The 24484-nt window shown below is 39.3% G+C and carries 21 protein-coding genes and 2 pseudogenes; 9 read left to right on the plus strand and 14 right to left on the minus strand.

The features are described from left to right. Positions 1-117: 117 nt before the first annotated feature. The 13 genes and pseudogenes from V7M78_RS17460 to V7M78_RS17515 all read right to left on the minus strand — a co-directional run bounded on the left by V7M78_RS17460 (position 118) and on the right by V7M78_RS17515 (position 17183). A complete protein-coding gene (locus tag V7M78_RS17460) occupies positions 118-1365 on the minus strand; it encodes a Wadjet anti-phage system protein JetD domain-containing protein (protein WP_333651649.1) in 1248 nt (415 codons plus the stop codon). After that, positions 1340-4666 (minus strand): SbcC/MukB-like Walker B domain-containing protein, encoded by a 3327-nt coding sequence (locus V7M78_RS17465; protein ID WP_333651650.1) that lies wholly within the window; start codon positions 4664-4666, stop codon positions 1340-1342. Before V7M78_RS17465 ends, V7M78_RS17460 begins: the two co-directional genes overlap by 26 nt. Beyond that, entirely contained in the window at positions 4663-5292 is a 630-nt protein-coding gene (locus tag V7M78_RS17470) for a DUF4194 domain-containing protein (RefSeq protein ID WP_333651651.1), read from the minus strand. The genes V7M78_RS17465 and V7M78_RS17470 overlap by 4 nt, the downstream gene beginning before the upstream one ends. Further along, positions 5293-6711: a Wadjet anti-phage system protein JetA family protein gene (locus tag V7M78_RS17475; RefSeq protein ID WP_333651652.1), complete on the minus strand. Its 1419-nt coding sequence runs from the start codon at positions 6709-6711 to the stop codon at positions 5293-5295. It lies immediately after the preceding gene. Between the two features lie 297 nt (positions 6712-7008). Then, complete coding sequence (locus V7M78_RS17480; protein WP_333651653.1) at positions 7009-7275, minus strand: hypothetical protein; 267 nt, start codon at positions 7273-7275, stop codon at positions 7009-7011. A gap of 133 nt (positions 7276-7408) precedes the next feature. Continuing rightward, positions 7409-7549: pseudogene (locus V7M78_RS21660) on the minus strand (SHOCT domain-containing protein); the annotation flags it as partial. 12 nt (positions 7550-7561) lie between these two features. Next, complete coding sequence (locus tag V7M78_RS17485) at positions 7562-8575, minus strand: PDDEXK nuclease domain-containing protein (protein WP_333651654.1); 1014 nt, start codon at positions 8573-8575, stop codon at positions 7562-7564. A gap of 253 nt (positions 8576-8828) precedes the next feature. Beyond that, a complete protein-coding gene (locus V7M78_RS17490) occupies positions 8829-10076 on the minus strand; it encodes a recombinase family protein (protein ID WP_333651655.1) in 1248 nt (415 codons plus the stop codon). 465 nt (positions 10077-10541) lie between these two features. Next, on the minus strand, positions 10542-11930 hold the full coding sequence (locus V7M78_RS17495; protein WP_333651656.1) for a hypothetical protein: 1389 nt from the start codon (positions 11928-11930) through the stop codon (positions 10542-10544). 136 nt (positions 11931-12066) lie between these two features. Continuing rightward, entirely contained in the window at positions 12067-13422 is a 1356-nt protein-coding gene (gene rlmD / locus V7M78_RS17500; protein WP_333651657.1) for a 23S rRNA (uracil(1939)-C(5))-methyltransferase RlmD, read from the minus strand. Between the two features lie 94 nt (positions 13423-13516). Beyond that, the gene (locus tag V7M78_RS17505; RefSeq protein ID WP_333651658.1) at positions 13517-13810 is read right to left on the minus strand and encodes a DUF4366 domain-containing protein; all 294 of its coding nucleotides are present in this window, start codon (positions 13808-13810) and stop codon (positions 13517-13519) included. Between the two features lie 215 nt (positions 13811-14025). Further along, positions 14026-16287, minus strand: a complete 2262-nt coding sequence (pcrA, locus tag V7M78_RS17510) for a DNA helicase PcrA (protein ID WP_333651659.1) — start codon at positions 16285-16287, stop codon at positions 14026-14028. A 35-nt stretch (positions 16288-16322) separates the two neighbouring features. Then, positions 16323-17183 (minus strand): patatin-like phospholipase family protein, encoded by an 861-nt coding sequence (locus V7M78_RS17515; RefSeq protein WP_333651702.1) that lies wholly within the window; start codon positions 17181-17183, stop codon positions 16323-16325. A gap of 248 nt (positions 17184-17431) precedes the next feature. Between V7M78_RS17515 and V7M78_RS17520 the strand changes: the two genes are divergently transcribed. The 5 genes from V7M78_RS17520 to V7M78_RS17540 all read left to right on the plus strand — a co-directional run bounded on the left by V7M78_RS17520 (position 17432) and on the right by V7M78_RS17540 (position 20473). Then, entirely contained in the window at positions 17432-18103 is a 672-nt protein-coding gene (locus tag V7M78_RS17520) for a response regulator transcription factor (RefSeq protein WP_333651660.1), read from the plus strand. Next, complete coding sequence (locus V7M78_RS17525) at positions 18100-19170, plus strand: HAMP domain-containing sensor histidine kinase (RefSeq protein WP_333651661.1); 1071 nt, start codon at positions 18100-18102, stop codon at positions 19168-19170. Before V7M78_RS17520 ends, V7M78_RS17525 begins: the two co-directional genes overlap by 4 nt. 149 nt (positions 19171-19319) lie before the next feature. Continuing rightward, the gene (locus V7M78_RS17530) at positions 19320-19694 is read left to right on the plus strand and encodes a hypothetical protein (protein ID WP_333651662.1); all 375 of its coding nucleotides are present in this window, start codon (positions 19320-19322) and stop codon (positions 19692-19694) included. 15 nt (positions 19695-19709) lie between these two features. Then, a complete protein-coding gene (locus tag V7M78_RS17535) occupies positions 19710-19934 on the plus strand; it encodes a hypothetical protein (protein ID WP_333651663.1) in 225 nt (74 codons plus the stop codon). A 2-nt stretch (positions 19935-19936) separates the two neighbouring features. Continuing rightward, positions 19937-20473 carry a hypothetical protein gene (locus V7M78_RS17540; protein ID WP_333651664.1) on the plus strand — a complete coding sequence of 179 codons (537 nt, stop codon included), beginning with the start codon at positions 19937-19939 and terminating at the stop codon, positions 20471-20473. Positions 20474-20686: 213 nt separating this feature from the next. Here the strand turns inward: V7M78_RS17540 and V7M78_RS17545 are convergent, their stop codons facing one another. Next, positions 20687-21049, minus strand: a complete 363-nt coding sequence (locus V7M78_RS17545) for a heavy-metal-associated domain-containing protein (protein WP_333651665.1) — start codon at positions 21047-21049, stop codon at positions 20687-20689. Between the two features lie 375 nt (positions 21050-21424). On the opposite strand from V7M78_RS17545, the gene V7M78_RS17550 reads away from it, so the two are divergent. The 4 genes and pseudogenes from V7M78_RS17550 to V7M78_RS17565 all read left to right on the plus strand — a co-directional run. Continuing rightward, positions 21425-21850, plus strand: a complete 426-nt coding sequence (locus V7M78_RS17550) for a DUF4489 domain-containing protein (protein ID WP_333651666.1) — start codon at positions 21425-21427, stop codon at positions 21848-21850. Positions 21851-21961: 111 nt separating this feature from the next. Beyond that, complete coding sequence (locus V7M78_RS17555; RefSeq protein ID WP_333651667.1) at positions 21962-22549, plus strand: DUF4489 domain-containing protein; 588 nt, start codon at positions 21962-21964, stop codon at positions 22547-22549. A gap of 21 nt (positions 22550-22570) precedes the next feature. Beyond that, positions 22571-23311 carry a hypothetical protein gene (locus V7M78_RS17560; RefSeq protein WP_333651668.1) on the plus strand — a complete coding sequence of 247 codons (741 nt, stop codon included), beginning with the start codon at positions 22571-22573 and terminating at the stop codon, positions 23309-23311. Positions 23312-23567: 256 nt separating this feature from the next. Next, positions 23568-24484 (plus strand): annotated as a pseudogene (locus tag V7M78_RS17565) (collagen-like protein); the annotation flags it as partial.

Consider the following 24484-nt stretch of genomic DNA (forward strand, 5'->3'; position numbering starts at 1 on the left):
TATTTCAACCATAGATTCTCATCTTCATATCGAACTTCAATAGAATCCACATCTGATTGCATCGAAAACACTAAAAACGCAGCCGCATTGCTGCGAGTATTTATAATTTGTTTCTTATCATGTTTCATTTAACTTCCTCATCAACAAACCGCCTATCTTCATCAATTCTAAACTTACAATTTCCTGCTCCAATTTTACATTACACTGAAGCATATAGCGTACCGTATCAGCGTATGGATCCAATCGTTTCAATTCTTGTAATCGTATAATGTCTGTGTCTGTTAATGGATGCAAGCAATGTTTAAAACCCTTATGCAAAAGAACATCTCCCGTCATACAAAAAAGCTTGAATTTAACATCTGTAATTTCAGACAGATTATGATGAATCCAAAATCCTCCTGCATCAATATCTCCAAAATGCAGATATTCCAAATCATGGTTATCTTCATACACCTTTTTTATAAAATCACGTTGAAAACGATTTGCATATCCCCCCAGATAGAATGTAACTGTATCAGGAGCTGAATAACGCAGGTAAGAAGTCCTATTTTCAATTGTCATAAATTTAGTTGCGGCAATCTTAATATGGTCAATTTTTTCAAGAGATTTGGCATCCAACTCGATTCCCTCATCCAATACACTGAAATCAAGTTCTTTTCCATTAACCGATATCATAAATTTCCCCTTAAGACACAATTTCTGAGTTTCTTTTTTTATTCCATATTCAACTAATATCTCATCTAAAAATTCTTCTGAATCACAAGGCTTATTTCTCAATTTGCGAAGTCGCTGACAAACCGAAGCCAGAGTATTAATTTCAAAATATTTTGAATCTCCGTATATCTTCATCGATGCTTCTCTAACGAACAATTCCGTTTGATTGTTTTCAATAAATACAAGAGCATCTAATATTGGCGGAAGTTCTTCATAGTTAGCCGAAATTTTATTGCGTTTCAAATCCTGTTGTAAAAGGTCACATTCCACAGTGCATGCTGCTGATAAACCAGAATATTTATCAATGATCATCTGTACGGCTTCCTTCTTCATTTCCTTAGATACAAAACCAAATGTTTGATGCAAATATTCCTCCACTTGCGTTATTTTCTCATCAACAAGATAGATACACTTGAGCTGCGTCCCAAACGTTTCCTGATCATAGATCAAAAAGCCCTTTTGAGAAAGCAACTCTACTGTACAATTTATTGCATTAATAATGTCATAATCTCCGTCATTTGCCCTATACTTCTTATATAACTTTTCAGGTTTAACCTGAGTTCTTCGATTAATCTTATTACTGCCGGCATCCTTTTTGCTGCTGCGATAATTATTTACCAAGTATTCAAGAATTTTTTCTTCCCATTTCAAAATTATTCGCTCCTTCATGAATTTCAATAATTCCTATCTCCATCAAATCTGCTTGCGTTCTAAGTACAGGAAGAATGACATTACATTCATTGCCAATCAACTCCGTTTTATCTGGTGCACAAAAAATCATTTGCAACTTCTGTGTTCTCATAAAATCAAGCATAATTTTCACATTACTCGGATCCATTTTTGCAAATGGCTCATCAATAAAGACCAGCCTGGTAGAGTTCCGTTTATCATTGTATATCAAAAGTAACGCTGATAATAAGATTAACATATACGGAATCTGTACCTCAGCCCCCGAGTTGTAACCGGACTGTCTTGACAATTTCGCCTTATTTAGAACATTATTTGTCAGTAAAATCTCATACTTCATATAATTCCGATAATCTGCATACTGTTCAATACGTTCTTTATTATTATTATCAATAATACTGTTGATAATTTTTCGGATGCATTTTTCTAATTCTTCTCCACGCTCATCTGAAAAATCCGTAGTAATCATTAGTGTTCTTTGCCCAGATATCGTTCCTAAAGACTCCCGTTCTTTCAAATATCTGGCATATTCCAGAATTTGCTCATAATCAGAGCCATCTTTTACATACTCGACCTCAAACTCATACTTGGCTTTGAATTTCAGTCTGGAAAGCTCAGCATTGATTAATTTCAAATCATCTCTTGCACTCTCGCAGAATTTTAGTACTGTAAGAACAAACTCATTCTTAAATATTTCCTCATAACGTCTGGTCTGGTCGCTGAGTTTCTCTTTAATTTCCTGAAAGTCGTCCATCCATATTTTTGCTTTTCTTGCCTCATATGCATCACGTCTGTCCTCCCCGTCAGGCAATCTGTTTTCTGGGCTACGTCGTGCATTATAGGCTGCCTGTGCACTAGTCAGGTCTTTTTCACTCTTTTTACTATCACGTTCCGCACGTTCACGATCTTTTAAAGTACCTCCCAACCCCGTTCTTCCATTAGCAATAAACTTATTGTAGGCTTCTATGGATTTTTTATAGACATCGTAGTTTTCTATCTGATATTTTTTTGAATAACTCGCATATCGTTCCATCTCCTCTATCTTTTCTATCTTTCTTTCCTCATTTACCTTAAGTTGAGTCTGCATATTCACTTGAGATTCCTGAACTGTAATGCGTTCATTGCTATTCGCTTCAAGTTCTTCTGTATATTTCACATACAACTGGTTTAATTCCATGTATTCTGTATTATTCTCTTGAGCCTGTTTCAAATTATTCAATTCAATGGCTGCTACTTCATGTTTTATTAAAATATCTCTATACATTTCATGTGCATCAAAATTATAATTGCCAAAGTGTCCCTGTGCAGTCTCTAAGTAGATCTTTTTCTGTTCAGTAATCTGTTTCTGTTCCCTCAGTCTTCCTCCCTCATCAAGTAATGCCTGTAACTTCTTTTCAGCACGGATCAGGTTTAATTTTATTGTTTCCTGCCCCAGGCAATAAAAACGAATTTTGTCAAACCGCAGGTAAAAACTATCCATTGCTACAGATACTCTGCCTTCCTTCGATACAGCATTTTCATAATTCCGAACCTGATCCTTTGCAACTGCATGCATTCGTCCCAGTTGATATTGAAAATACTGTTTTGCCACAGAATTTTTCACTTCAATAAATCGAACGACTGAATCTTCTTCCGGTGTAAGTTTCTTTTTCATTAATAATTTGGTATTAAATAAGTGAGCATACTTGTATTTGGTTGAATTTAATACATCATCTGCAATATCATAGTGATCCGGATCCACTAATATAGTATATCTCCTGGCTCCCAGAAAAGCCTCTATCGCATCACGCCAGCTTTCATCCCTTAGTCCAAGTACATACTCACAGGCGAATTTAGCTTCTGAGTCAATATGCCTTTTTACAAACTCCTTATTGATTTCATCCCTCAGTGCCACATAATCTGGAATCTCCGAAAATGTGGTTTTCATTGCATTACAATCATCAATAATTTTTTGTTGCTGTGCCTGCATCAAACGATTTTTATTCTCTTCATCTTGCAGTCTTGTAATTGATGCAAATATGTTATCCCTTTCTGTACGTATCTGTTCCAGAAAGGATATTATACTATTGGTTTTCTCAACAGATGTGTATTCTGTTGTGGTAAGTGAAGATAATATGCGATTATCATTAACAGTGATGTTTTCTTCATAAAACCAGTTAAGTAATTCACTTATCTTTATTTGGAAATCATCTACCTTTTTTGTTTCTTGATTTAATTTTTCTTTCTGTAAGGTTAGTATCTCTAATTGTTCCTGTGCTGCACGAATCGCTTTTGTACAGTCCATTTCATCAAGACTATCTTCCACCTTTTTTAATCTTTTTTGAATCTCTTTCTCATTTCCTTTAATCAGTTCCAGTTTTCGCAAGTCTTTCTCTAATTGTCTTTCTGCTATGTCAATCAATTTGGCAGCGTTCTCAATCTCTTTTTTAAGTCCAAGCATTTTTTTATAATTAATTTTTATATCATCTGATAAAATGACGTTCCTTGCGTTCTGCAGTTGATTAAATATTACTAAGATTTCATCAAGTTCTATTATCTCTGCATCAATTTTCTCAAAGGTTGCATTTAGTATGCTTATATTATTTTTAGCCTCTACCAGCTTTGAAAAATCAACCTTTTTTTCTTCTAATACACTTTCACGTATAAATCTGTCTATTTTTGCATTGGGATCATAAGACATGATACTGCGCAGCTTTCTGCGGAAGGCTATGGTTTGCTGCTCATTTAATCGCAGGCCTGTCCGCTGCAAAAACTTTGCAATACCATCTTTTGCTTCTAACATTCTAATGTTATATTTTTCTTGTAATCCACCACTGCCATATGGCATCGACAAACCATTTTCTTCATATACATGGTCAAAGTCAATTACTTTTATATTTTCTATTATATACCTGTTTGTGATAAGCCCATTTGCTGAATTTGTCTCTATAACAGTACCAAGCACAAAAGTTTTCCCCATCTCTGTCTCAGACATTTCCAGCACAATGTGGGTGTAAACATTGGGATATGAGTCCGCAGGCCTCATGTATGTTCCCGCTGTTGCATCCAATAATCCTCTTGTATAAGAAGATAACGTTCTACTTCCTTTATTCTCAGTGGATTTGTTAAAAACAGTGTCTCCATATAGTGCATACTTAATAGCATCTAATAATACCGATTTACCATTGCCATTTTTTCCTGCAATCAAAGAAAAATCGCCAATCGGAACCGTTATATTATTAAAACCATACCAATTTACCAAGCGAACAGATTTCAAGATTATCATTCATCGTCCTCCTCTTCGTCTTCCTCCTGTTCTGCTATACTTTCACCACTCTCCATATACTCTGATGCCACTGTCTGAAACTGTGTTATATCCCAGCCGAATTGAAGAGAAGGATACAGCGTAATAATGGCATCTTCCGTTCTATCCTTTATATCAAAGTCAATTAAATTATAACGTTTAAATAATTCCATTGCTGCAGCAAATTTTCTATTGTCTATGTCAATCTCATAAGCTTTAATCTTGTCAATCAGATCTCCCCGCAACACCAAATTCTCTTGATTATATCCAAGATTCTCCAAATACACTTCCCAAAACACCAAAAGAAGATGGTATTGCTCATTGGTAAAAGTTACTACATTTGCTCTTTTTAGGCCTACAGCTTCTTCATCTGCCTCATGTGCTTTCAACATTGCAATTCTCACATGATCATCCAGAAATACATCAAATCCCATTATCCGTAAATAATCCGATATATCCTGCCGATTCGATTCTCTTGAGATGAATGCATACAGTTTTTCATCCTTTTCACCCACAATAAACGTAGACTCCAAAAGCTTGCGTATACACCGCTTAAACAATACAATATTTTCCTCTTGAATTGATATATTTAGTTTGATCTCACTCATCTAATTCTTCCTTTTTATTCTGATGTTACTAATTGTGGCAACCTCTGTCTCAATCATTCCCTCTAAAAATTCCACTTCAAACGGGAACTCCTCCGAACTGGAATACATGATACTTGCTGCCATCATCATGGCATCATCTCTGCTTTGTATACTCTGCTCGCTGATGGTAATCGACTTTTTCCCATCAAATAATCGTTCAAAATAATCAGCAGCTTGACTGGCACTATATCGTTCCGGATATTTATGCAGTAGTTCCTGTGTCAGCTTTGCTTTCTCATCATCAGACAAAGAGCTCGTCACTATTGCACCGCTCTTAATATTGGGACGCCGTTTTTTTCTCCGTTCAATTGACTTCCTGCCAATATATTTATAGGACATCAGTTGAAAGCTTTTAGAAACCTCACTGAGAACTATCTGTCGTTCTTCCAGCTCCATGCCCTTTAGCAGCATTAGCAAATCATCTAAATAAGTCTGCATATTCGTATTATTACTAAGCACTATCAGCATTCTGGTAGAGTACAAGTTATAATAGATATTAATCTTTTTATCTATGTAATCCATTTCTTTCACATAATCATAATTAATGAATCCCTGTGTCTCAGTAAATTGCATGTCAATAATTTCTCTTGCTTCATTTTCATTCACATGCTTTAAGTTCTGATACTCATGAACCATATTTTCATATACATCCGTATTCATAACCTGCCGGAACATCTTCTCAATCTCTGCTATATAGCCAGGTATTAACCCATCCTTCTTTATAAAAAAATAGTCATTAAAAAAAAAGTTCATCATCTCATCTTTAATTAAAAACTGACCAAAAGTATTAACTTCTGTCATCTTAATAACAATTCGCATAATTGTACGAATGCTATCTTTCAGAATCTGAAGTTCATTCTTTAAATCTGAGATATTATCTACAAGCGGCACCAGGATGTTGGTATAAGGCCGATGTGTACGCCCATGATCTGCATCCAGAGCTGACTTCAATGTATCGTAAATAGCAAAGATATGATTTGTCAATGCACCACTGGTATCTCGCTCAAAAATCCGCTGGATGGCATCTATCATTTTTCTGCAATATGGTGTAACAGAAGCAATGTTATCTCCGTTACGCCCAATTTCTTGTTTAGAAATCCAACTGCATGATCGAAAGTATCGCAATATCGCACTGGCATTTTCTGTTTCAGATTTTTTGCTGCTAATATTTTCATCGCTGCTCTCCGACTCATCTTCTAACGCATAGGAACAATTACGTAGATACAAAATGATACTGTCTTTAGCATCGGCTTCATAAAGCAAAGAAACTGTCTTTGATTTTTCAATCAACTGTAAAATACAATCATAATATATTCTTTTATTTTTATAACAGAGTGGATTAAAAAAATGATCATATTCCTTATTTTCGAATAATATCATGTTTAGTACCTCTTTTAAACGGAAGTCAAATTTTCCTCATTTATTAAATTAACCTGAAAACCAATCCTCTTTATTTTACTGGAGAAGGGTAACCCTATTTAACGTTTACATTTTCGGATACTTCATTGTACCTCATATGAAAACGGTCGGGACATGAAAGCTTATTTTGCATCTCCCAAAGCAACATACAGTATAATAAACCATCGAAATATTTCTTAAGATGAGAATGGAGCAGGATTCAAAGAATCCCACCCAAATATTGATAAAGAGCCGCCAAATGTAGCTTATAACTTTCTCTCACAATGGGAAAATATTCTTTCTCTCTGCAAAATCCATTAGTAGATATTTTATAACTTCTGATATTTCAGAGTGGTTATATTCAGTACTTTCGTAATATTTACATTGAATAGCTATTTTACTATCCGCCGATGATATATCAACATCTTCAATTCCTTCTACCATTATTTTATCTGTTATATGTTCTAGCTTCAACAACTGCAAAATAGTAAAATCAAATTGATAGAAATAGCCCTTTAAGGTATTAACTGCACTTCTATCTTTCAAATTATTCTCCTCCAACTTTCCACTATATCTCCGCCACCAACTGGTGCACCATACAAGCTGTCCATATTTCCAATGTTATTACTGAAATTCTGATAACTGTTGTAGCTAGTTTCCACTTAGTAAAGAATATATTTTAAATATATAAATCTTTTAATTTAGGAGAAAAAGTTTCAAGATTCAAAATGTTTATTTCATCATATTCTTCCTTTGTAATTAGTCCTTGTTCTAACAATTCATTTAACATCTTCAAAGAAATCTTATACTTTACTTCATTTTCTGCCTGTTCTTAGTCATTCCACTTCCTCACAATCTTCTCAACTTCAGCAATTAGCTTCTCTTTATCCGGAATATAATAGGTATATTTCGATGCAAATATATTATTTGATAAACCACCAAGAGCATATTCAACAGTCAATGCATCTTTATCCGTACACAAAATAATTCCAATCGGTTTATTATCGTCTTCATCATTAACTTCATTTTCATAATAATTTAAATACATATTTAGCTGTCCTGCTGCCTCTGGCATAAGCTTTGTCGTCTTCAGTTCAATCAGCACATATGACTTCAGCGGTTTATTATAGAATACCATGTCAACATAATAGTGGGTATTATTTATAGTTACTCTTTGCTGTGTACCAACAAACATGAATCCCCGTCCCAATTCAAGTAAAAACTTTTCTATCTGCTCTGTAAGTGCTTTTTCCAAATCACTTTCCATAACAGGCTTATTTTCCGGTAAACCCAAAAACTCAAATACATATGGATCTTTAATCATATCAGAAGGCCTTGCCAACTCAATCCCTTTAGCCGCCAATTTTAATACTTCCTGTTTATTAATATCTCCTTTTGAAAGTAGTAGCCTCTCATACAAAGATGTGTTTATCTGCCTTTTCATTTCCCTTACTGACCAGTTTGAATTCATTGTCTCTTTTTCATAAAAACTGCGTTTATCTTTGTCTGAAATGCTTAATAACTCACAATAATGTGTCCAGCTCAATTTGCCAGTCACTGACTGGCAAATGTCATAGTTTAAATAAAACGCCCTCATATTTTGGAGGTTTGATCTGGAAAATCCTCTTCCAAACTCTTTAGTCAATTCCTTAGACAACTGTTTTAATGTTTGTTCCCCATACTCTGCCCTAATACTATCATTCTGTTCATAACGAACAATAATTTCTCCTATTTTCCAATAGGAGGCTATCAATTCACTGTTCACAACTTTTGCTACATTACTTCTTGCAATATCAAGAATACTTTTAATTTCACCTACCAGAGGATTTATTACATTATTGGGCATATTAACACCTCACTATCATACTCATTAATTTTGAAAATTTTATACTTTTTAAAGTTCTTTTATTCATAGAGTACACTTCTCTCCATTAAAAAGCAAATACCAATAACATTATTATTTCAATAATACCCTTGTGAGATGATTTTCACAAGCCCTAAAACTATATTTAGTATTAATCTTATCTATACACCAATTATTTTGTATCACCTACACGCTTTCATTTACCTTTAAAATAACAGATAATATATTCATACACTTAAATTTGAATTATCCATTCAATATCATTTTTTCCTTTCACAACTAAGTGTTTCTGATAAACACAAATCTGCTCAACCTTTTCTCTTATAATATTTTCATCATATAATTCTCCAGAAACCATAGAAGTCAGTCTTTCCTTAATCCACTCTTCTTTTACAGTCGGTGATTCCAAACACGCTTCTTTTCCCTTTTCAATTCTGGTTGCACATCTCCAAACAACTATCTCTCTTTCAGTTCTTCTTCGATACGAAGCTCCACAGTCGCCACACACCAGTAGATTTCCCAAAAGATATTTGCCATTATATTTGTTAGTGCTTAAACCTTCTGTGCCATCTTCATGACGGATCACTCTCGCACGCTTAGTCATTTCTTTCTGAACCCTCTCAAACACCTCATCTGAAACAATAGCCGGATGACTTCTGTTTATATAATACTGTTTTCTCTGTCCTGTGTTTTTTACTTTTCTTCCTGTCATAAAATCTTCTGTATAGGTCTTTTGAAGTAAGGTATCCCCTTTATATTTTTCGTTTTTAAGCATTTTTTGAATTGTAGTTGTATCCCATTGCTCATTGCCAGTAACGGTTTTTATATTCATAGATTCCAAATACCTTTTTATTTGTCCAAATGTTTTTCCTTGCAAATATAATTCAAACATTTTTCTTACAACTTCAGCTTGCTCTGGAACGATGACAATTTCACCATCAATACAGGTGTATCCCATAAAATTTTTGTACTTTGTAAATATATTCTCTTTTTCAAATTTACGTTGAAATCCCCACTGAATATTTTCACTGGTGTTTCTGCTTTCTTCCTGCGCAATCATACTCCTAAGTGTAATTTCAAATTCTTTATCCAATCTAATGGAATCTAAATTTTCATTTTCAAAATACATGTTTATTCTCCTCTCTCTCAAATATCTTACTATTTTTAAAACTTCAACAGTATCTCTCGATATTCCGCTAATTGATTTTGTTATGATATAATCAATTTTCCCTTTTTCTGTTTTCTTTAACATCTTATCCAATCCAGTTCTTCCACTCCTCCTTAAACCGCTTTTTCCTACATCATAAAATATACCATCATAAATCCAATCCGGATTCTCTGTAATCATTTTTGTATAGGACTTAATTTGATAATCAAGACTACGTCTCTGAGTTGGACTCAATGTGCTAACTCGGCAATATGCTGCAACTTTCAATTTCTTATATTTTTGTAATTTAGGTGGTATGACTATAACCTTTTTCATAAAACATTTCTCCGACATCTATATAAAATGAGTAACCTCATGGATTTTCAGAATAAAAAAGGACGTGAAAGTTTTCACTCTCAGGTCCTCAATTATCGTGGGTTTCTATTACTTTTCTTTTATAATTTAACCCATTTTCTTTTGCAACAGGACTATGGATTCCACATTCCTTGTTGCTGTAATTCGGATGACAATCGTACCCACTCCTTCCTTGGCGTCAGTTTATATTTTCAATAATTTCGACGCTCATCCTTTCTTTGTCACAAATCATCTATTCTGACAATAACATAATAACGCTGATTTATTGTTGTATTATTTAATAAAAGTAAAAACTACCAACTATAAAACCCTCAGCATACCGAGGGCTTTAGCCTTAGCAATTTCGATAGAAAATATAATCTCTATGTCTACTATCATTTCATACACATATAGAATTTACTTTTCCAATTTATATTTATTACGGCTTTATTGTCGTTGCAAAAATCCAGCAAATTGCGCATGCCGCTTAAGTGTAACTTTAATAGCATCTTTAATGGAAGAAGGCATTGTATTTTCTGAAGAAAAAGCTTTCAACTCAATAATAACTCCTGACTTTACTGACTCCTTACGTAACATATATATATCAGCACGCACTGAACTATATGGCGAGGATAATGTTTTTTCATATTCTGCACTTAACCCACATTGCCTAATAGCACTTGCAATTCTTTTTCCTATTAAAGTTGGCTTATTTGTGACGGAGCTATACCACTCTGCTGCTTCTCGAGATCTTTTAGATTCTCTTTCTCTAACTGGATTATAATCGTAAGAATCCCATCGATCCAATAAAACATGAAAAAAATGTGTTTTTTGAAAGCGGTCTAAATATGTAGGTGCAATTTCATACTCTGGATTATCCAATTCCATACACATTTTATACAGGTCTGCTGCTCTAACAGGAATTATACGTACATCAAAATATAATCTCGCTCTATTCAATTCCCTTAATGGTAATTGCATTCGGTCTTCAGCATTTAATTCATTATACCAAATATCCCAATTCAGTTTATATCCTTCTCTAGGTTTCGAAAATGAGAGCACCCGCTGATTCCGCAGAGAATCAGCTACTGGCCACATAAGAATAACTTGATATTCTGATAGATTTTGGATATTATCAGTAAATCTTGCCAATAAGCTGCCAACTTCCTCAATAGCATCTCCTAAAGTATCATTTTCGTCTGTCACTTTCAATATATCTGATTGTATAATCTCAAAATCTGCTAATGCTTGGCCTTCATTATGAAATGAAAATGTCTCTTCTATGATAGAATGCCATTTATCTTTTGATGGACCTATAATATCAAAATCTTTTTTTAATAAAATTCTTCTATTTCTAGTAGTAGCTTTTACCAAATCTTCTCTAAAGTCTCTATTTGTAGTTAACCATATAAATATCATTGGTATTGTTCTTAGTTCACTCCGATCTATCAGACTAAGATGTTCTACAAATTGAGTTGGTATTTTTTCCCTTCCTTTAACATTTTCTTCGTATTGATCAACAATCCCAATTAGCATTTTTCCGTGTGATTTCATGCTTTCTAATTCAATACGATACATTAATTTTTCTCTATTCTCTATTTCCTCTTTATCAAGTGAAAAAACATAGGTACTTGGAAGATGTGTACTAATTTCATGTGTAGCACAACTTTTCCCAGATCCACTATTTCCATAAATAGGTAAAAAACGTATTCCTCCACTGATTTGCATAGACTTTCTTCCTGTATTGACGAGATCCAATAACTCTGAATTTGGAAGTAACCGTCCTCTATAAGTTGTATCTATATCTTCATAACGAGAAGGTAACTTTAACTTCATAAACACTCCATTCTGCAATTACATTAGCAATATTTTATTTTTCCATATAGTATTTTATTATACCAAAAATCCAAGAAAAAGGAAATATATTACAAAAACTTCTGTATTTCCCTGTAATTCCCCAAAATTTATATTACTAAACCTTTTCTAAAAGACAGCAGACCTCGCAATTAGCCGTAGAAGGAAACATATCCACACAACAAACCCTCTCCACCTTATACCCTCTCTCCTGCAAAACCACCAAATCCCTAACCAAACTGGTAGGCTTACAAGACACATACACCATCCTATCCACCCCAAAATCAATAATCGCCCCCAACGCTTTCGGATGAATCCCATCCCTAGGCGGATCCAGAATAATAAGATCAGGCTTATCCTCAAGATTCCCAATCACCTTCAACACATCCCCAGCAATAAACTCACAATTCTCCAACCCATTAACCTTCACATTCTCCCGTGCCGCTTCCACAGCCTCCTCCACAATCTCCACTCCCACTACCTTCTTAGCAACAGGAGCTACAATCTGAGCAATAGTCCCAGTCCCGCTATACAAATCAAACACAACCTTATCCTTCGTCTCCCCCACATACTCCCTGGTCTTCTCATACAAAACCTCTGCCCCAAGAGAATTCGTCTGAAAGAAAGAAAAAGGTGATATTTTAAATTTCAACCCCAAAAGCTCTTCATAAAAGAAATCCTGCCCATACAAAATATCAGTCCTGTCACTTTTCACAACATCAGCCAGACTATCATTAAATGTATGCAAAATCCCAACAATTTTCCCTTCCAATTCAAGCCCCAAAAGCATATCCGCAAACGGTTTCAAATCCAGATCTTCCTGAGTCGTAGTCACCAGATCCACCAATATTTCCCCTGTCTTCACAGCCCTGCGCACCAGTAAATGACGCAGATATCCCGTATGCTGCATTTTCTTATAAAATCCAATTCCCCTAACTTCAAAATACTCCTTTACCCCTTTTAAAATACAACAAAAATCCGGATGAACAATTCTGCAGTCCTCAGTGGTCACCACATCATAAAAACTCCCCCTCTTATGCATTCCCAGCGCAAGAGGCCCATCTTTATACTCATCCCCAAAGGAAAACTCCATCTTATTCCTATACCGATCCTCCATGGGACTGCCCTTAATACCCTCAAACTCATAATCCTCACAGACCCCATCTAAAAGAGCCTTCACCTGCTGCTCTTTAATCTTAAGCTGCTCTTCATATGGAATAGTCTGATACGTACATCCTCCGCAGTTCCCAAAATGAGGACATGGATTTTCCGCTGTTTCCAGTGGAGAACGTTCCAACATCTCCAGAATCCGTCCTTCGCACTTCCCGCCTCTTTTCTTATTGATCATAACCCTTACCTTCTGACCGGGAAGGCTGTGCTTTACCGCAATTTTTCCTTCAGGAAGCTCAATAACTCCTTTATCCGGGAAATCAAATTTTCCTATTGTACCTTCGTATATCTCACCCTTTTTCACGTTTCTGACTCCTATCCTGCTCTATATTAATTTTCAGGCAAAAAAGCGTGTCTCACTTTCTGAGGCACGCTTTTGCTGGTTTTAAATGCAAATTTTACTCTTCAGAACCTTCGCCCGGCTGATCGTCTTCAAAAAAATCATCGTCAAAGTCATCATCAAAATCGTCTTCAAAGTCTTCCAGATAATCCGGTGTGAAGAAACGGTATACAGTGTAGGCAATTCCTGCCACTGCTGCCACTGCACCTATGATAGCCAATACCCAAAGGATACAGTTTTTCTTCTTTTCTTCCTGTTCCCTCCTATGAAGCAATTCGTTCACTCTGCTTGAATTTATCATATCTTCCAGTTTGCTCATCGCTTCCTTGCTCATTGCATCAAATCTGTTCATGTGTCCACGTCCTTTCTGAGAGCCCTGCTTTCTTTTTTTGCCTTTTTTCAAAGCTTTAAATATGCTGTAAGGCATTTTTCCTTACCTTCCGGCAAAGTTTTAGTCTCTCTGCCTATCGCAGTTATTATACCATTATATTGACTATTTTACTATCATTTTTGCCCTTTTTTATAAATTTTATAAATTTTGTAAATAAATCATACCACTTCATTCTTTTACACCAGCTTCAGCTTCGCAAAGGAAGCGAACATCTTTTTTACTCCTGCCTGATCAAACTGTACAGTCACCTCATAATCTCTTCCGCCGTCTTTGATCTCCATGACCTGGCCTTCTCCGAATTTCATGTGTCTGACCCGGTCCCCTTCCTTATAATCCAGGGAGCTGGCCTTTTCCACTGTAAAAGCCTTTCCAAAAGCAGGCTTGGCTGCACCGCCGTGATCCGGCCCGAACCGGTTGACTCCAAGAGACCGTTCCGTACTTTTCCCTCCGCCCCAGGGCAATGCACTGTCATCAAAATCAGAAGAGCTCCGGGAGGAGAAAAGTCTGGATTCCAGCTTGGAAGAATCCAGAAGATGTGCCGGAATTTCTTCTATAAAGCGGCTTACTTTAGAATACCTGGTTTCCCCGTTGACCATTCGCTGTCTCGCCCCTGTCATCATCAGATACTGCTGCGCTCTGGTAATTCCAACGTAGCAAAGACGCCGTTCCTCTTCCACATCTTCCTTATCATCTGAAGATATGGACATCATGCTGGGGAATAATCCATCCTCCATTCCGCTTAAATAAACCCGCGGGAATTCCAGCCCCTTGGCACTATGTAGGGTCATAAGGGTCACTCTGTTTTCCGACTCATCCATACGGTCCACATCAGCCACCAAAGCCACTTCTTCTAAAAATTCATTGAGGTCGGGATGCTCATGCTCCCCCTCAAAACTGACCGCTTTATTAATTAATTCCTCAATATTTTCCAGACGGGTCTGATATTCAATCTCCCCTTCTGCTTCCAGCTCCTTTAAATATCCCGTTTCATCCAAAACATCTTCAATCAGATCATGGATGGAATATACCTCTTCTTCCAGCCTTCCCCGGAAATCCTCAATCTGAGCCGTAAAGCCAAGAATTTTGTCCGCAGCCTTTCCCAGTCCCGGCACAGCCTTTGCCCGGCAAAAGGCATCATAAACGGAAAAATCGTGTTCCGATGCAAATGCCTGCACTTTTCCCAGGCTGGTGGCTCCAATGCCACGCTTTGGAACGTTAACGATTCTCAAAGCCGACAGATCGTCTCTTCCATTGGCAATAGTCTTTAAGTAAGCCAGCACATCCTTGATTTCCTTTCTCTGATAGAAGTTTACACCTCCTACCATGCGGTAAGGAACATTGTGCTGAAGGCATTTTTCTTCCAGCAGACGGGACTGGGCATTGGTCCGGTAAAGGATTGCATTGTCCTGATAATCAGAAGCGCTGTTTAATATATCCCGTACAATGGCCTCCGCTTCCTCAGAGGCATTTTCAAACTGCTTAAATTGTACCAATGGGCCTTCATCATTGGCAGTCCAAAGGGTCTTGTCCTTCCGTCCCCTGTTATGGCGGATCACCTCATTGGCCGCATTCAATATGCTCTGGCTGGAACGGTAATTCTGCTCCAGTTTAATCACCTTTGCCCCTGGATAAGCCTTTTCAAAATTTAAAATATTTTCAATATTGGCCCCCCGGAATTTATAGATGGACTGGTCATCATCTCCCACCACACAGAGATTTTTATGTTTTCCGGCCAGCAGACTGATCAATTGAAACTGGGCCGTATTGGTATCCTGGTACTCATCCACCATGATATATTTAAACCGCTCCTGATAATAATCCAGTATCTCCGGATTTTGCTGAAATAACTGTACGGTTTTCATAATCAGGTCATCAAAATCCAGAGCATTGTTCTTCCTCAACTGACTCTGGTATTCCTTATAGATCGAAGCTGCTTTTTTCTGCCGGAAATCAGAGGAAGCATTTTTTTCAAACTCCTCGGCTGTTATTAATTCATTTTTTGCCGTGGAAATAAGCCCCAGCATGGCCCTGTCCTTATAAAGCTTGGGATCAATGTCCAAAGTCTTTAAAACAAGGCGCATCAGGGTTCTCTGATCGTCAGAATCATAGATGGTGAAATTGGTGGTATAACCAAGGTTTTCAATATGCCGCCGCAAAATGCGGACACAGGAGGAATGAAAGGTGGAGACCCATATGCTGTCGGCACCAAAGCCTACCAGACGGTCCACACGCTCTCTCATTTCTCCCGCTGCCTTGTTAGTAAAGGTGATTGCCAGGATATTCCATGGATTAATCCCTTTTTCTTCTATCAAATAAGCAATACGGTGGGTAAGGACCCTGGTCTTTCCCGACCCGGCCCCTGCCAGCACAAGAAGCGGGCCTTCCGTGTGAAGTACCGCTTCCTTCTGCATTGGATTCAATGTATCATAAATGCTCATAAACTATACCGTCTTTCCTTCCCGCAAGGCATCCCTTACTCTGAAATTTCCAGATAATGCTTTAATTTTTCCAGATTCTCTTCTGCCAGACGCTTCCCGTCCTCATAAAGGGCCTCCAGCTTCCGCTTATCCTGTTCTGTCCTCTGTACCGTCACATGCTTATCCGGACGGATCACATAAATCCTTCCGTCCTCTTCCAGCTTGTCAATTTCCTCCTGCATCCGGTTATACCGGTCCGGAACCTCTTTCAAGGCCTTTAAAAACTCAGGCAGAGGAGCAAAATAACGCTCATACCCTTTTTTTGTCCATTTATCAAGAGACGGCTTCCGGTACCCCTTTTCCCTGGTCAGAATCAAAATGATTTTCTCATATCCTAAATCAATGGCCCTCTCATAGGCAATGGGCATGGAACAGCCGCCATCTAAATACTTCTTTCCATTGACATTGACCATTCCGGAAAGGATGGGAATGCTGCTGGAAGCCTTTACCGCATTGATGAAATCATCACTGGAGCTTTTTTCAAAATACTCCGGTTTTCCCGTCTTGCAACGGGTGGCAACCACCTCAAACTTCTGAGAAGATTTCCAAAAACTATCATAATCAAAGGGGACCAGGGTTTCACTGATCTCCCCGAAGAGAAAATCAAAATTAAAAATGGAACGGTTTTTCACCATATTCCGGAAGCTTAAAAACCGTTTATCTCTGACATAATCCAAATCGACTTTAATGGTCCGCCCGATCTGGCCGCTGACATAGCTCATTCCGGCCATGGAACCGGCAGAAACACCATTTACATAAGACAAGCTGATTCCCTTTTCCATAAATACGTCCAATACTCCGGCTGTAAATACGCCTCTTAAAGAACCGCCTTCTAAAACCAATGCACCTTCTGTCATTTTTTTCACCTCGCCTTCTATTCTATTGCATTTCCCCGATCCGGTCAATCCCTTTTCCTTTGTCCGGCTGGGCCTGGGATTTTATAATAGTTTGTAAACTTCGTTTATCAGCAGTATAATTTTGATAAAGGTATTGCAATATTGTAATGCAATATAGATGAAAGGAGTTATTAAAACAGAGGCTTTAACAATTCTCAAACAACATCATGATATAATAATTTAATTTTCTTTATCCGGGAGGTTTGATAATGATAAATATATTAGTGGTAGAAGATGATATAAAACTAAATCAAATCGTATGCGCTTATCTTTCTGACAACGGATACGCCGCAAAAGGCTGTCTTAATCCCAATGAAGCTTACGATTTAATGTATAACAGCCTGTATGATCTGATTATTTCCGATATTATGATGCCGGAGATCGATGGCTTTGAATTTGCTGAAACAGTGCGCTCTTTGAATAAAACCATCCCCATTCTATTTATGACGGCACGTGATGATATTGCGTCCAAACAAAAGGGCTTTCGCGCCGGGATTGATGATTACATGGTTAAGCCCGTCAATTTAGACGAGGTTATATTACGGGTTGCCGCACTCTTGCGCCGTGCAAATATTATGGACGAGAAAAAACTGACTGTCGGCAGCCTCACCTTAGATGCCGACGCAGTTACAGCAAGCATTCATGATGAGGAAATCCCCGTAACTGTCCGTGAGTTTAATATCCTGTTCAAGCTGCTGTCCTATCCCAAAAAGACATTTTCCCGCGCTCAGCTCATGGATGAGTTTTGGGGAATCGACAGTGATACCAGTTTACGCGCCGTAGATGTTTATATTACAAAATTGAGAGATAAGTTTTCAGTTTGTGATGGTTTTCAGATTGTCACGGTTCACGGGCTTGGATATAAGGCGGTGCTTAAATGAAGAAAAATAAAGAGCGGCCGGATGAACGCGTTAAATCCATACATTTTTCCATAAAAGCCTATCTCATAACCTATTTTGTTTTGCTTGTCCTTTCAGCCGGTCAATGGCTGATTTATGCTGAATATATAGACTTCGGAACCATGCCCATAGAATATATTTTTGGTATGCTGGGCTATTGGGGGCTTGTATCTGCTTCTTTTATCCTGATCACTCACAGCCAGATACGCCGCAAGTTTGATGCACCTATGCGGAAAGTGAGCAAAGCAGCAAAAGAAGTAGCCGAGGGTGATTTTTCCATATACTTGGAGCCAATTCACACTTCGGACAAATACGACTATGTAGATGTCATGTATATGGATTTTAATAAAATGGTTGAGGAACTGGGAAGCATAGAAACCTTGACCAATGATTTTATCGCTAATGTTTCCCATGAAATCAAAACTCCCTTGTCTATCATTCAGAATTACGCCGCCGCCCTGCAAAATGACAGTCTGCCGGAGGAGGTACGAAAAGACTACAGCAATACCATTATTACGGCCTCTCAAAAGCTGAATACTCTTGTTGTAAACATCCTGCGGCTTAATAAGCTGGACAACCAGGATATTACCTTACCGGAAGAGCCTTATGACGTATGCAAGCAATTATGTGATTGTGCTTTGCAGTTTGAAAATCTATGGGAAGAAAAAGACATTGATTTTACCGCTGATATTGAGGACAAGGCAATGATACGGGCAGACGCAGGTATGCTGGAAATTGTATGGCAAAACCTGCTTTCCAATGCGCTTAAATTCACGGAACCGGGAGGCAGGGTTGCTTTGGTGCAAACCTCTGACAATGACAGCATAACCGTTTCCGTTTCTGATACAGGCTGCGGCATGAGCAAAGATACCATGAGGCATATTTTCGACAAATTTTATCAAGGCGATACTTCCCATTCCGTCGAGGGTAACGGCTTGGGGCTTGCCCTTGCTTACAGGGTCATTGAGAAATCAGGAGGACATTTGAAAGTTACCAGTGAGCCCGGAAAGGGCAGTACATTCACGGTGACTATCCCTTTGAATTATTAACATCATATCAGGAAGAAACCGGCGTTTATTCCCCTTACGGGATGACCGCCGGTTTTCTATTTTAATATTTTGCAAACAATTTCCAATTATTTTATAAACAACAACAAAGTAAAGTATGAGTATCAAAACAAAATGAGGAGATAAAGGAAATGAAAAAAAGCAGCTTTATAGCAATGATTATGGGAACAATCGGAGGTATTTTAACTGCCATTGGCATGTGCATGAGTTTACTGCCTCAATGGAACGCATTTAAGCCGGGTGTGGTGATGGGGTGTGCCGGATTGGCTGTATTGCTTGCGACACTGATCACATGGCGCAGGATGGAGCATAAATACCCAATACGTTTAAACGGGAAAACAATCCTGACCGGCATCCTGGGTGTATCAGGTGCACTTGTACTGGGTGTTGGCATGTGCCTTGCAATGGTGTGGGGAAAGATGGTCTTGGGTATCGTCATTGGCATAGCCGGTATCATTGCATTGCTTTCACTTATCCCGCTTATCAAAGGGATTAAAACAGCTTAAACAGGAGGTGATTTTATGAATAGAATTATGGGAACCCAAAAGAAAATTGAAAAAGCCGTGGTTGGCGGTTATAAAGCAATCGAAACCGGCGTGGTATCCGGCTATAAGAAAATAGAAGATACGGTTGTGACCAGATACAAAAAAATCGAGAATGAATTTGTTGATGCTTTTTTGACTCCAGACGAGCATAGTCCCGAAACCGGGATGCAGAGCGGCAGCAAGGACAAAGAACAGGAGTAATTATGGTGAATGAAACAATTACGGGCGTTAATGATTTTGTCGGCTATGAATATAAAGATGTGACAGTTAAAAATGACCTGGTTTCGGTATACACTGACGGCTGCACCAATTTTGGCTGGATTTTGGAGGGAACTTCCCACCCCATGCAAAAGGTTGGCGCGGTTACTCTGAAACTAAAACGTGACCGGAAAATCCGCAATAAAGCGGAGCTAACCCGTCTGCAGCGGCAGTTTGACGCTTGCGTAAATGAAATCATTGCGCTGGAAAATTCAAAGGTCATTACCGCAGCTACGGCCGCTTATGTAATAGGAGTAACCGGCACCGCTTTCATGGCCGGCTCGGTATTCGCGTATTTAGCAAATATGCTTCCTCTAATGGTTATTCTGGCCATTCCCGGTTTTGTCGGCTGGATAATCCCTTATTTCTGCTATGTCCATATCAGCAAGAAGAAGGCGGACAAAGTAACGCCTTTGATTGACGGAAAGTATGACGAGATTTACGAAATTTGTGAAAAAGCAAATGGTCTGCTTTCCAAATAAAACTACAAAAATACGAAAGGAGGATATACCATGAACCCTGCTGTTATTGTTGTTGCCGCTATCGTAGTCGTTGCCGTTACGGGCGTTGCGGCTTTTGTGAAACGGCGCAAATAAACGCCAGAAGGAAATTTGAGCACCTCTGCATCAACCATGAAATAGATAAAACCGGTATAGCCTGATGTGCCATGCCGGTTTTATCTATGCCTGTTTCATTTATTTTACGGCTCCCGGCATATAGCCTGCCTTTCTTACGATCTCTTTCAACTGGTCCTCGGACATCTGGTTTTTCATGCGGACCACTGCCTGTCTTTTATCCAGATCCACCGAAGCATACACTCCCTCCTGGCTGTTAAAAGCGTTCTCCACTCTGTTTTGACACTTTCCGCAGGTCATTCCATCTACCTCTATGGTGCTTGAATAAGGGTAATTGGAAATATCTTTATCAGCCACCTTAATCTTCTTTTCTTCACCGCCGCCTCCGCCTCCGCAGCATCCGTATTTCGTCCTTTTTATAGTACTTCTCACTCCAAAGAAGCAAAGTACAGCTAAAATAATACATATAATTGCAGTTGACATTCTGTATCCTCCATTTCTGCTTAAGCTTGATTCATTGGTTTTCTTCCAGTTAAATCATATTATAGTACAATACCGGCAAAACTTCCTGATTATTTTTATCAACAGCTAAAATTTACGGAAACTGATCCCGTCCTCCTATACCACGGTAATATTGCCCACGGGGTGTAGCACAATCTTTTCTCTTTAATATAATATAGTATACCAAGAAGGTATAATTAAACAACCTAACTTATTAAGCAAAATGGAGGTCACATCATGATGGATCAAGATATGAGAATGTGCGAATGCGATTGTGACGAGTGTCAGCAGGATTGCACATGCAACTGCAGCTGCACATGTGAACGCAAGAAAAAATACCTAAGACCAAACAGATCAGTGTTAAAATGCGGAAGCCAGGGAGCTGTAACTCTTCCTTTAGCCACTGTTGCAGGCGCTACCTTTACTTTATCAACTGTAAGCGTAGATACAAGAGGCTTAAAGAACCCATGTATTAAATTTGAATTTGCCAGCAACGTTGTAACCACCGCAGCAGTTATTACTCTTAACTTCCAGGTGTTCAAACAGTGTAGAGGCCAGCTTGTTCCTATTCCAGTAGGACCGATCTGGACATTTGCCCGGCTTGTAGCAGTTACAGACAGCAATACCTTCTCCTTCTTCGTATGCGATTGCGATATCTGTGACGAAGACTGCTGCACCTACAGCGTAGTTGCTACTGTTGCTGGTGTTGCTACAGTTGGTGTTACTGCTATCAACAACGCTACTCTTTCTGCAATCGTTGTAGATAACGCAGACTGCTATTAATTGGAGATTTTGATACAAATAGCTGCATAAACTAACTTCTTTCATAGATAGGGTATTTGGTAATTTTACTGAATGCTCTATCTATGAGCTTTCATTTAAGGAGCTGTGGACATGAATCATTGCTTATTTGGTATGCCTTATCCCAGGAATAATCCATATCGCAATACGTCCAACCGGAACCCTCGCCCTGTTCCGTCCAGACAGTGCGATCAAAAGTTAATGGTACAAAGTCTTCCTGAACCTGAAAGCCCGGAGGTGGTTTCTGCTCCAAACAAGATGATGCTGAAAGGTTCTTCTTCCGGAGGCATTTTTCTGCCGGAAAATACAGATAAAAATGCTGTTTACACGGTAGCTTCCATCAATCTTAATACCTCTGGATATAAGAACTTTTCCATGCATTTTAACTTTTCCTGCATCATTGCCACAACCGGTGCAAGGATGCACCTTAAATTTCAATTATTTAAACAAGAAAAAAATCAGACCAATCCGTTTCCCGTTGGATCTGGCTTCATTTTCACAAGAAGTGAAGAAAGCACTGAAACCAACCCGTTTTCATTAACTGCCTGGGACTTCGACTCAATGGCCTCTGAATGCTGCAACTACAGCATACGCATAGAAGTCATGGGATTTGATACGGTAGGCACTGTAATGATTACAAATCCCGTCCTTGCTGCATTTATTATAGAAAATGAACAGTGAAATTATATAAGGGGGAATCTCATGACAAGTCAAAAGAATATGGTATTTAAAGACTCTACTATGATTATTGAAGGAAATACCGTCAGATGGGAAAACCATATGATAAAAACATCCGCCATTTCCCGGGTATGGATGGGGGATGGGCCTAAGGAAAGCTTTCCGGTCCGTCTTTCGCTGCTCCTGTTCTTCATAGCCTTATCAGGCCCTAATCTCATCAGTATCATTGGTATGCTGGCGGTTCTTGCCTTATACCTGGCCTCCTGGTTTTACCGGTATGGGAAAAGGAGAGATACAAAGGGCATTCATTTTGAGAGCTGTTCTGGAAAAATCTATACCTTTCTTTCAGCCAATGATGACTTTACCCTCCAGGCTTATGAATTAATCCGGGAAAGCATTGCAGAAGACAAAGGGGACACAAATCTTCAGCTCAGCTTTTCAGGTGACGGGAAGGTCATCAGCGAAGATCCTCCAAAGGAAGCCGAGGAAGAAATACAGGTGCTGAATGTGGTGGCAAGAGGAGCAAATGAACAGGTGGTCAAAGAACTTCAGAAATTATTTGTAAGCTTCACTCATAAAAACGAAGCAAATAAGGAAATTGCCGAGCTCATTGAAGAAACCATCCGGATGTTTAATATCAATGATTTGGCAGGAACAAAAAAATCCCTGGGCAAATTTATTGTTATGGGGCTGATCAATGATTGCAATGAACTGGGGCTCAATGCATTGATTGACGCTATCAAAAACAGCGTCTATTATTCATGACGGATCGAGTACGCTGCGGGAGTGCAGCTCTTAAAGTACCATAAAGCTGCCCTGCTGATTGGAATCAGCGGAGCGGCTTTTTTCTGCGAATATTTGGGTACTATCAGGATTATTAAGTTTCTAACAAACTTGATATAAAGCACATATCATAAACTATAAAGGATTGCAAGAACCCTTTATGTTATGATTACCGCTCTACAGCTAACTACGCGGATAAGAAAACCACAATATTAAACCTTAACAGGAGGGAACTATAATGAGTAATTGTAGAAATTGGGACGATAACCGCGGCTGCGGTTGCTGCGGCCCAACAGGACCTCAAGGGCCTAGAGGCTGTCCTGGTCCCCAGGGGCCTAGAGGCTTCGTAGGACCAACCGGACCCCAGGGACCTAGAGGATTCTCAGGACCAACCGGACCTCAGGGACCTAGAGGATTTATGGGACCAATTGGCCCAACAGGACCTCAGGGACCTGCCGGACCTCAAGGACCTGCCGGCGCTCAGGGACCTGTAGGACCCGCTGGACCTCAGGGCGTTCAGGGACCGACTGGACCTACTGGCGCAACTGGCGCTACCGGCGCTCAGGGACCAATTGGGCCAACAGGCGCAACTGGTGCTACCGGTGCTCAGGGACCAATTGGACCAACCGGACCTACTGGCGCAACTGGCGCTACCGGTGCTCAGGGACCGACTGGACCTACTGGCGCAACTGGTGCTACCGGCGCTCAGGGACCTGCCGGACCTCAGGGACCAACAGGACCTACTGGCGCAACTGGTGCTACCGGTGCTCAGGGACCTGCCGGACCTCAGGGACCAACTGGACCTACTGGCGCTACCGGCGCTCAGGGACCACAGGGGCCTCAGGGGCCTGAAGGACCTACCGGACCTACCGGCGCAACTGGTGCTACCGGTGCTCAGGGACCTACTGGACCTACTGGCGCAACTGGCGCTACCGGCGCTCAGGGACCCGCTGGGCCTCAAGGACCTACCGGACCTACCGGCGCAACTGGTGCTACCGGTGCGCAGGGACCCGCTGGACCTCAAGGACCTACCGGACCTACTGGCGCAACTGGTGCTCAGGGACCACAGGGACCGCAAGGACCTACCGGACCTACCGGCGCAACTGGTGCTCAGGGACCACAGGGACCGCAAGGACCTACCGGACCTACCGGCGC

The organism is Lacrimispora sp. (genome assembly GCF_036758025.1).
Taxonomy (GTDB): Bacteria; Bacillota; Clostridia; order Lachnospirales; family Lachnospiraceae; genus Lacrimispora.

Bases quoted from the DNA above. Each gene is read 5' to 3' on its own strand.
- V7M78_RS17465 (WP_333651650.1), bottom strand. From the start codon at position 4,666: ATGATAATCTTGAAATCTGTTCGCTTGGTAAATTGGTATGGTTTTAAT.
- V7M78_RS17470 (WP_333651651.1), bottom strand. From the start codon at position 5,292: ATGAGTGAGATCAAACTAAATATATCAATTCAAGAGGAAAATATTGTA.
- V7M78_RS17475 (WP_333651652.1), bottom strand. From the start codon at position 6,711: ATGATATTATTCGAAAATAAGGAATATGATCATTTTTTTAATCCACTC.
- V7M78_RS17485 (WP_333651654.1), bottom strand. From the start codon at position 8,575: ATGCCCAATAATGTAATAAATCCTCTGGTAGGTGAAATTAAAAGTATT.
- V7M78_RS17490 (WP_333651655.1), bottom strand. From the start codon at position 10,076: ATGAAAAAGGTTATAGTCATACCACCTAAATTACAAAAATATAAGAAA.
- V7M78_RS17495 (WP_333651656.1), bottom strand. From the start codon at position 11,930: ATGAAGTTAAAGTTACCTTCTCGTTATGAAGATATAGATACAACTTAT.
- V7M78_RS17505 (WP_333651658.1), bottom strand. From the start codon at position 13,810: ATGAACAGATTTGATGCAATGAGCAAGGAAGCGATGAGCAAACTGGAA.
- pcrA (WP_333651659.1), bottom strand. From the start codon at position 16,287: ATGAGCATTTATGATACATTGAATCCAATGCAGAAGGAAGCGGTACTT.
- V7M78_RS17515 (WP_333651702.1), bottom strand. From the start codon at position 17,183: ATGACAGAAGGTGCATTGGTTTTAGAAGGCGGTTCTTTAAGAGGCGTA.
- V7M78_RS17520 (WP_333651660.1), top strand. From the start codon at position 17,432: ATGATAAATATATTAGTGGTAGAAGATGATATAAAACTAAATCAAATC.
- V7M78_RS17525 (WP_333651661.1), top strand. From the start codon at position 18,100: ATGAAGAAAAATAAAGAGCGGCCGGATGAACGCGTTAAATCCATACAT.
- V7M78_RS17530 (WP_333651662.1), top strand. From the start codon at position 19,320: ATGAAAAAAAGCAGCTTTATAGCAATGATTATGGGAACAATCGGAGGT.
- V7M78_RS17535 (WP_333651663.1), top strand. From the start codon at position 19,710: ATGAATAGAATTATGGGAACCCAAAAGAAAATTGAAAAAGCCGTGGTT.
- V7M78_RS17540 (WP_333651664.1), top strand. From the start codon at position 19,937: ATGGTGAATGAAACAATTACGGGCGTTAATGATTTTGTCGGCTATGAA.
- V7M78_RS17545 (WP_333651665.1), bottom strand. From the start codon at position 21,049: ATGTCAACTGCAATTATATGTATTATTTTAGCTGTACTTTGCTTCTTT.
- V7M78_RS17555 (WP_333651667.1), top strand. From the start codon at position 21,962: ATGAATCATTGCTTATTTGGTATGCCTTATCCCAGGAATAATCCATAT.
- V7M78_RS17560 (WP_333651668.1), top strand. From the start codon at position 22,571: ATGACAAGTCAAAAGAATATGGTATTTAAAGACTCTACTATGATTATT.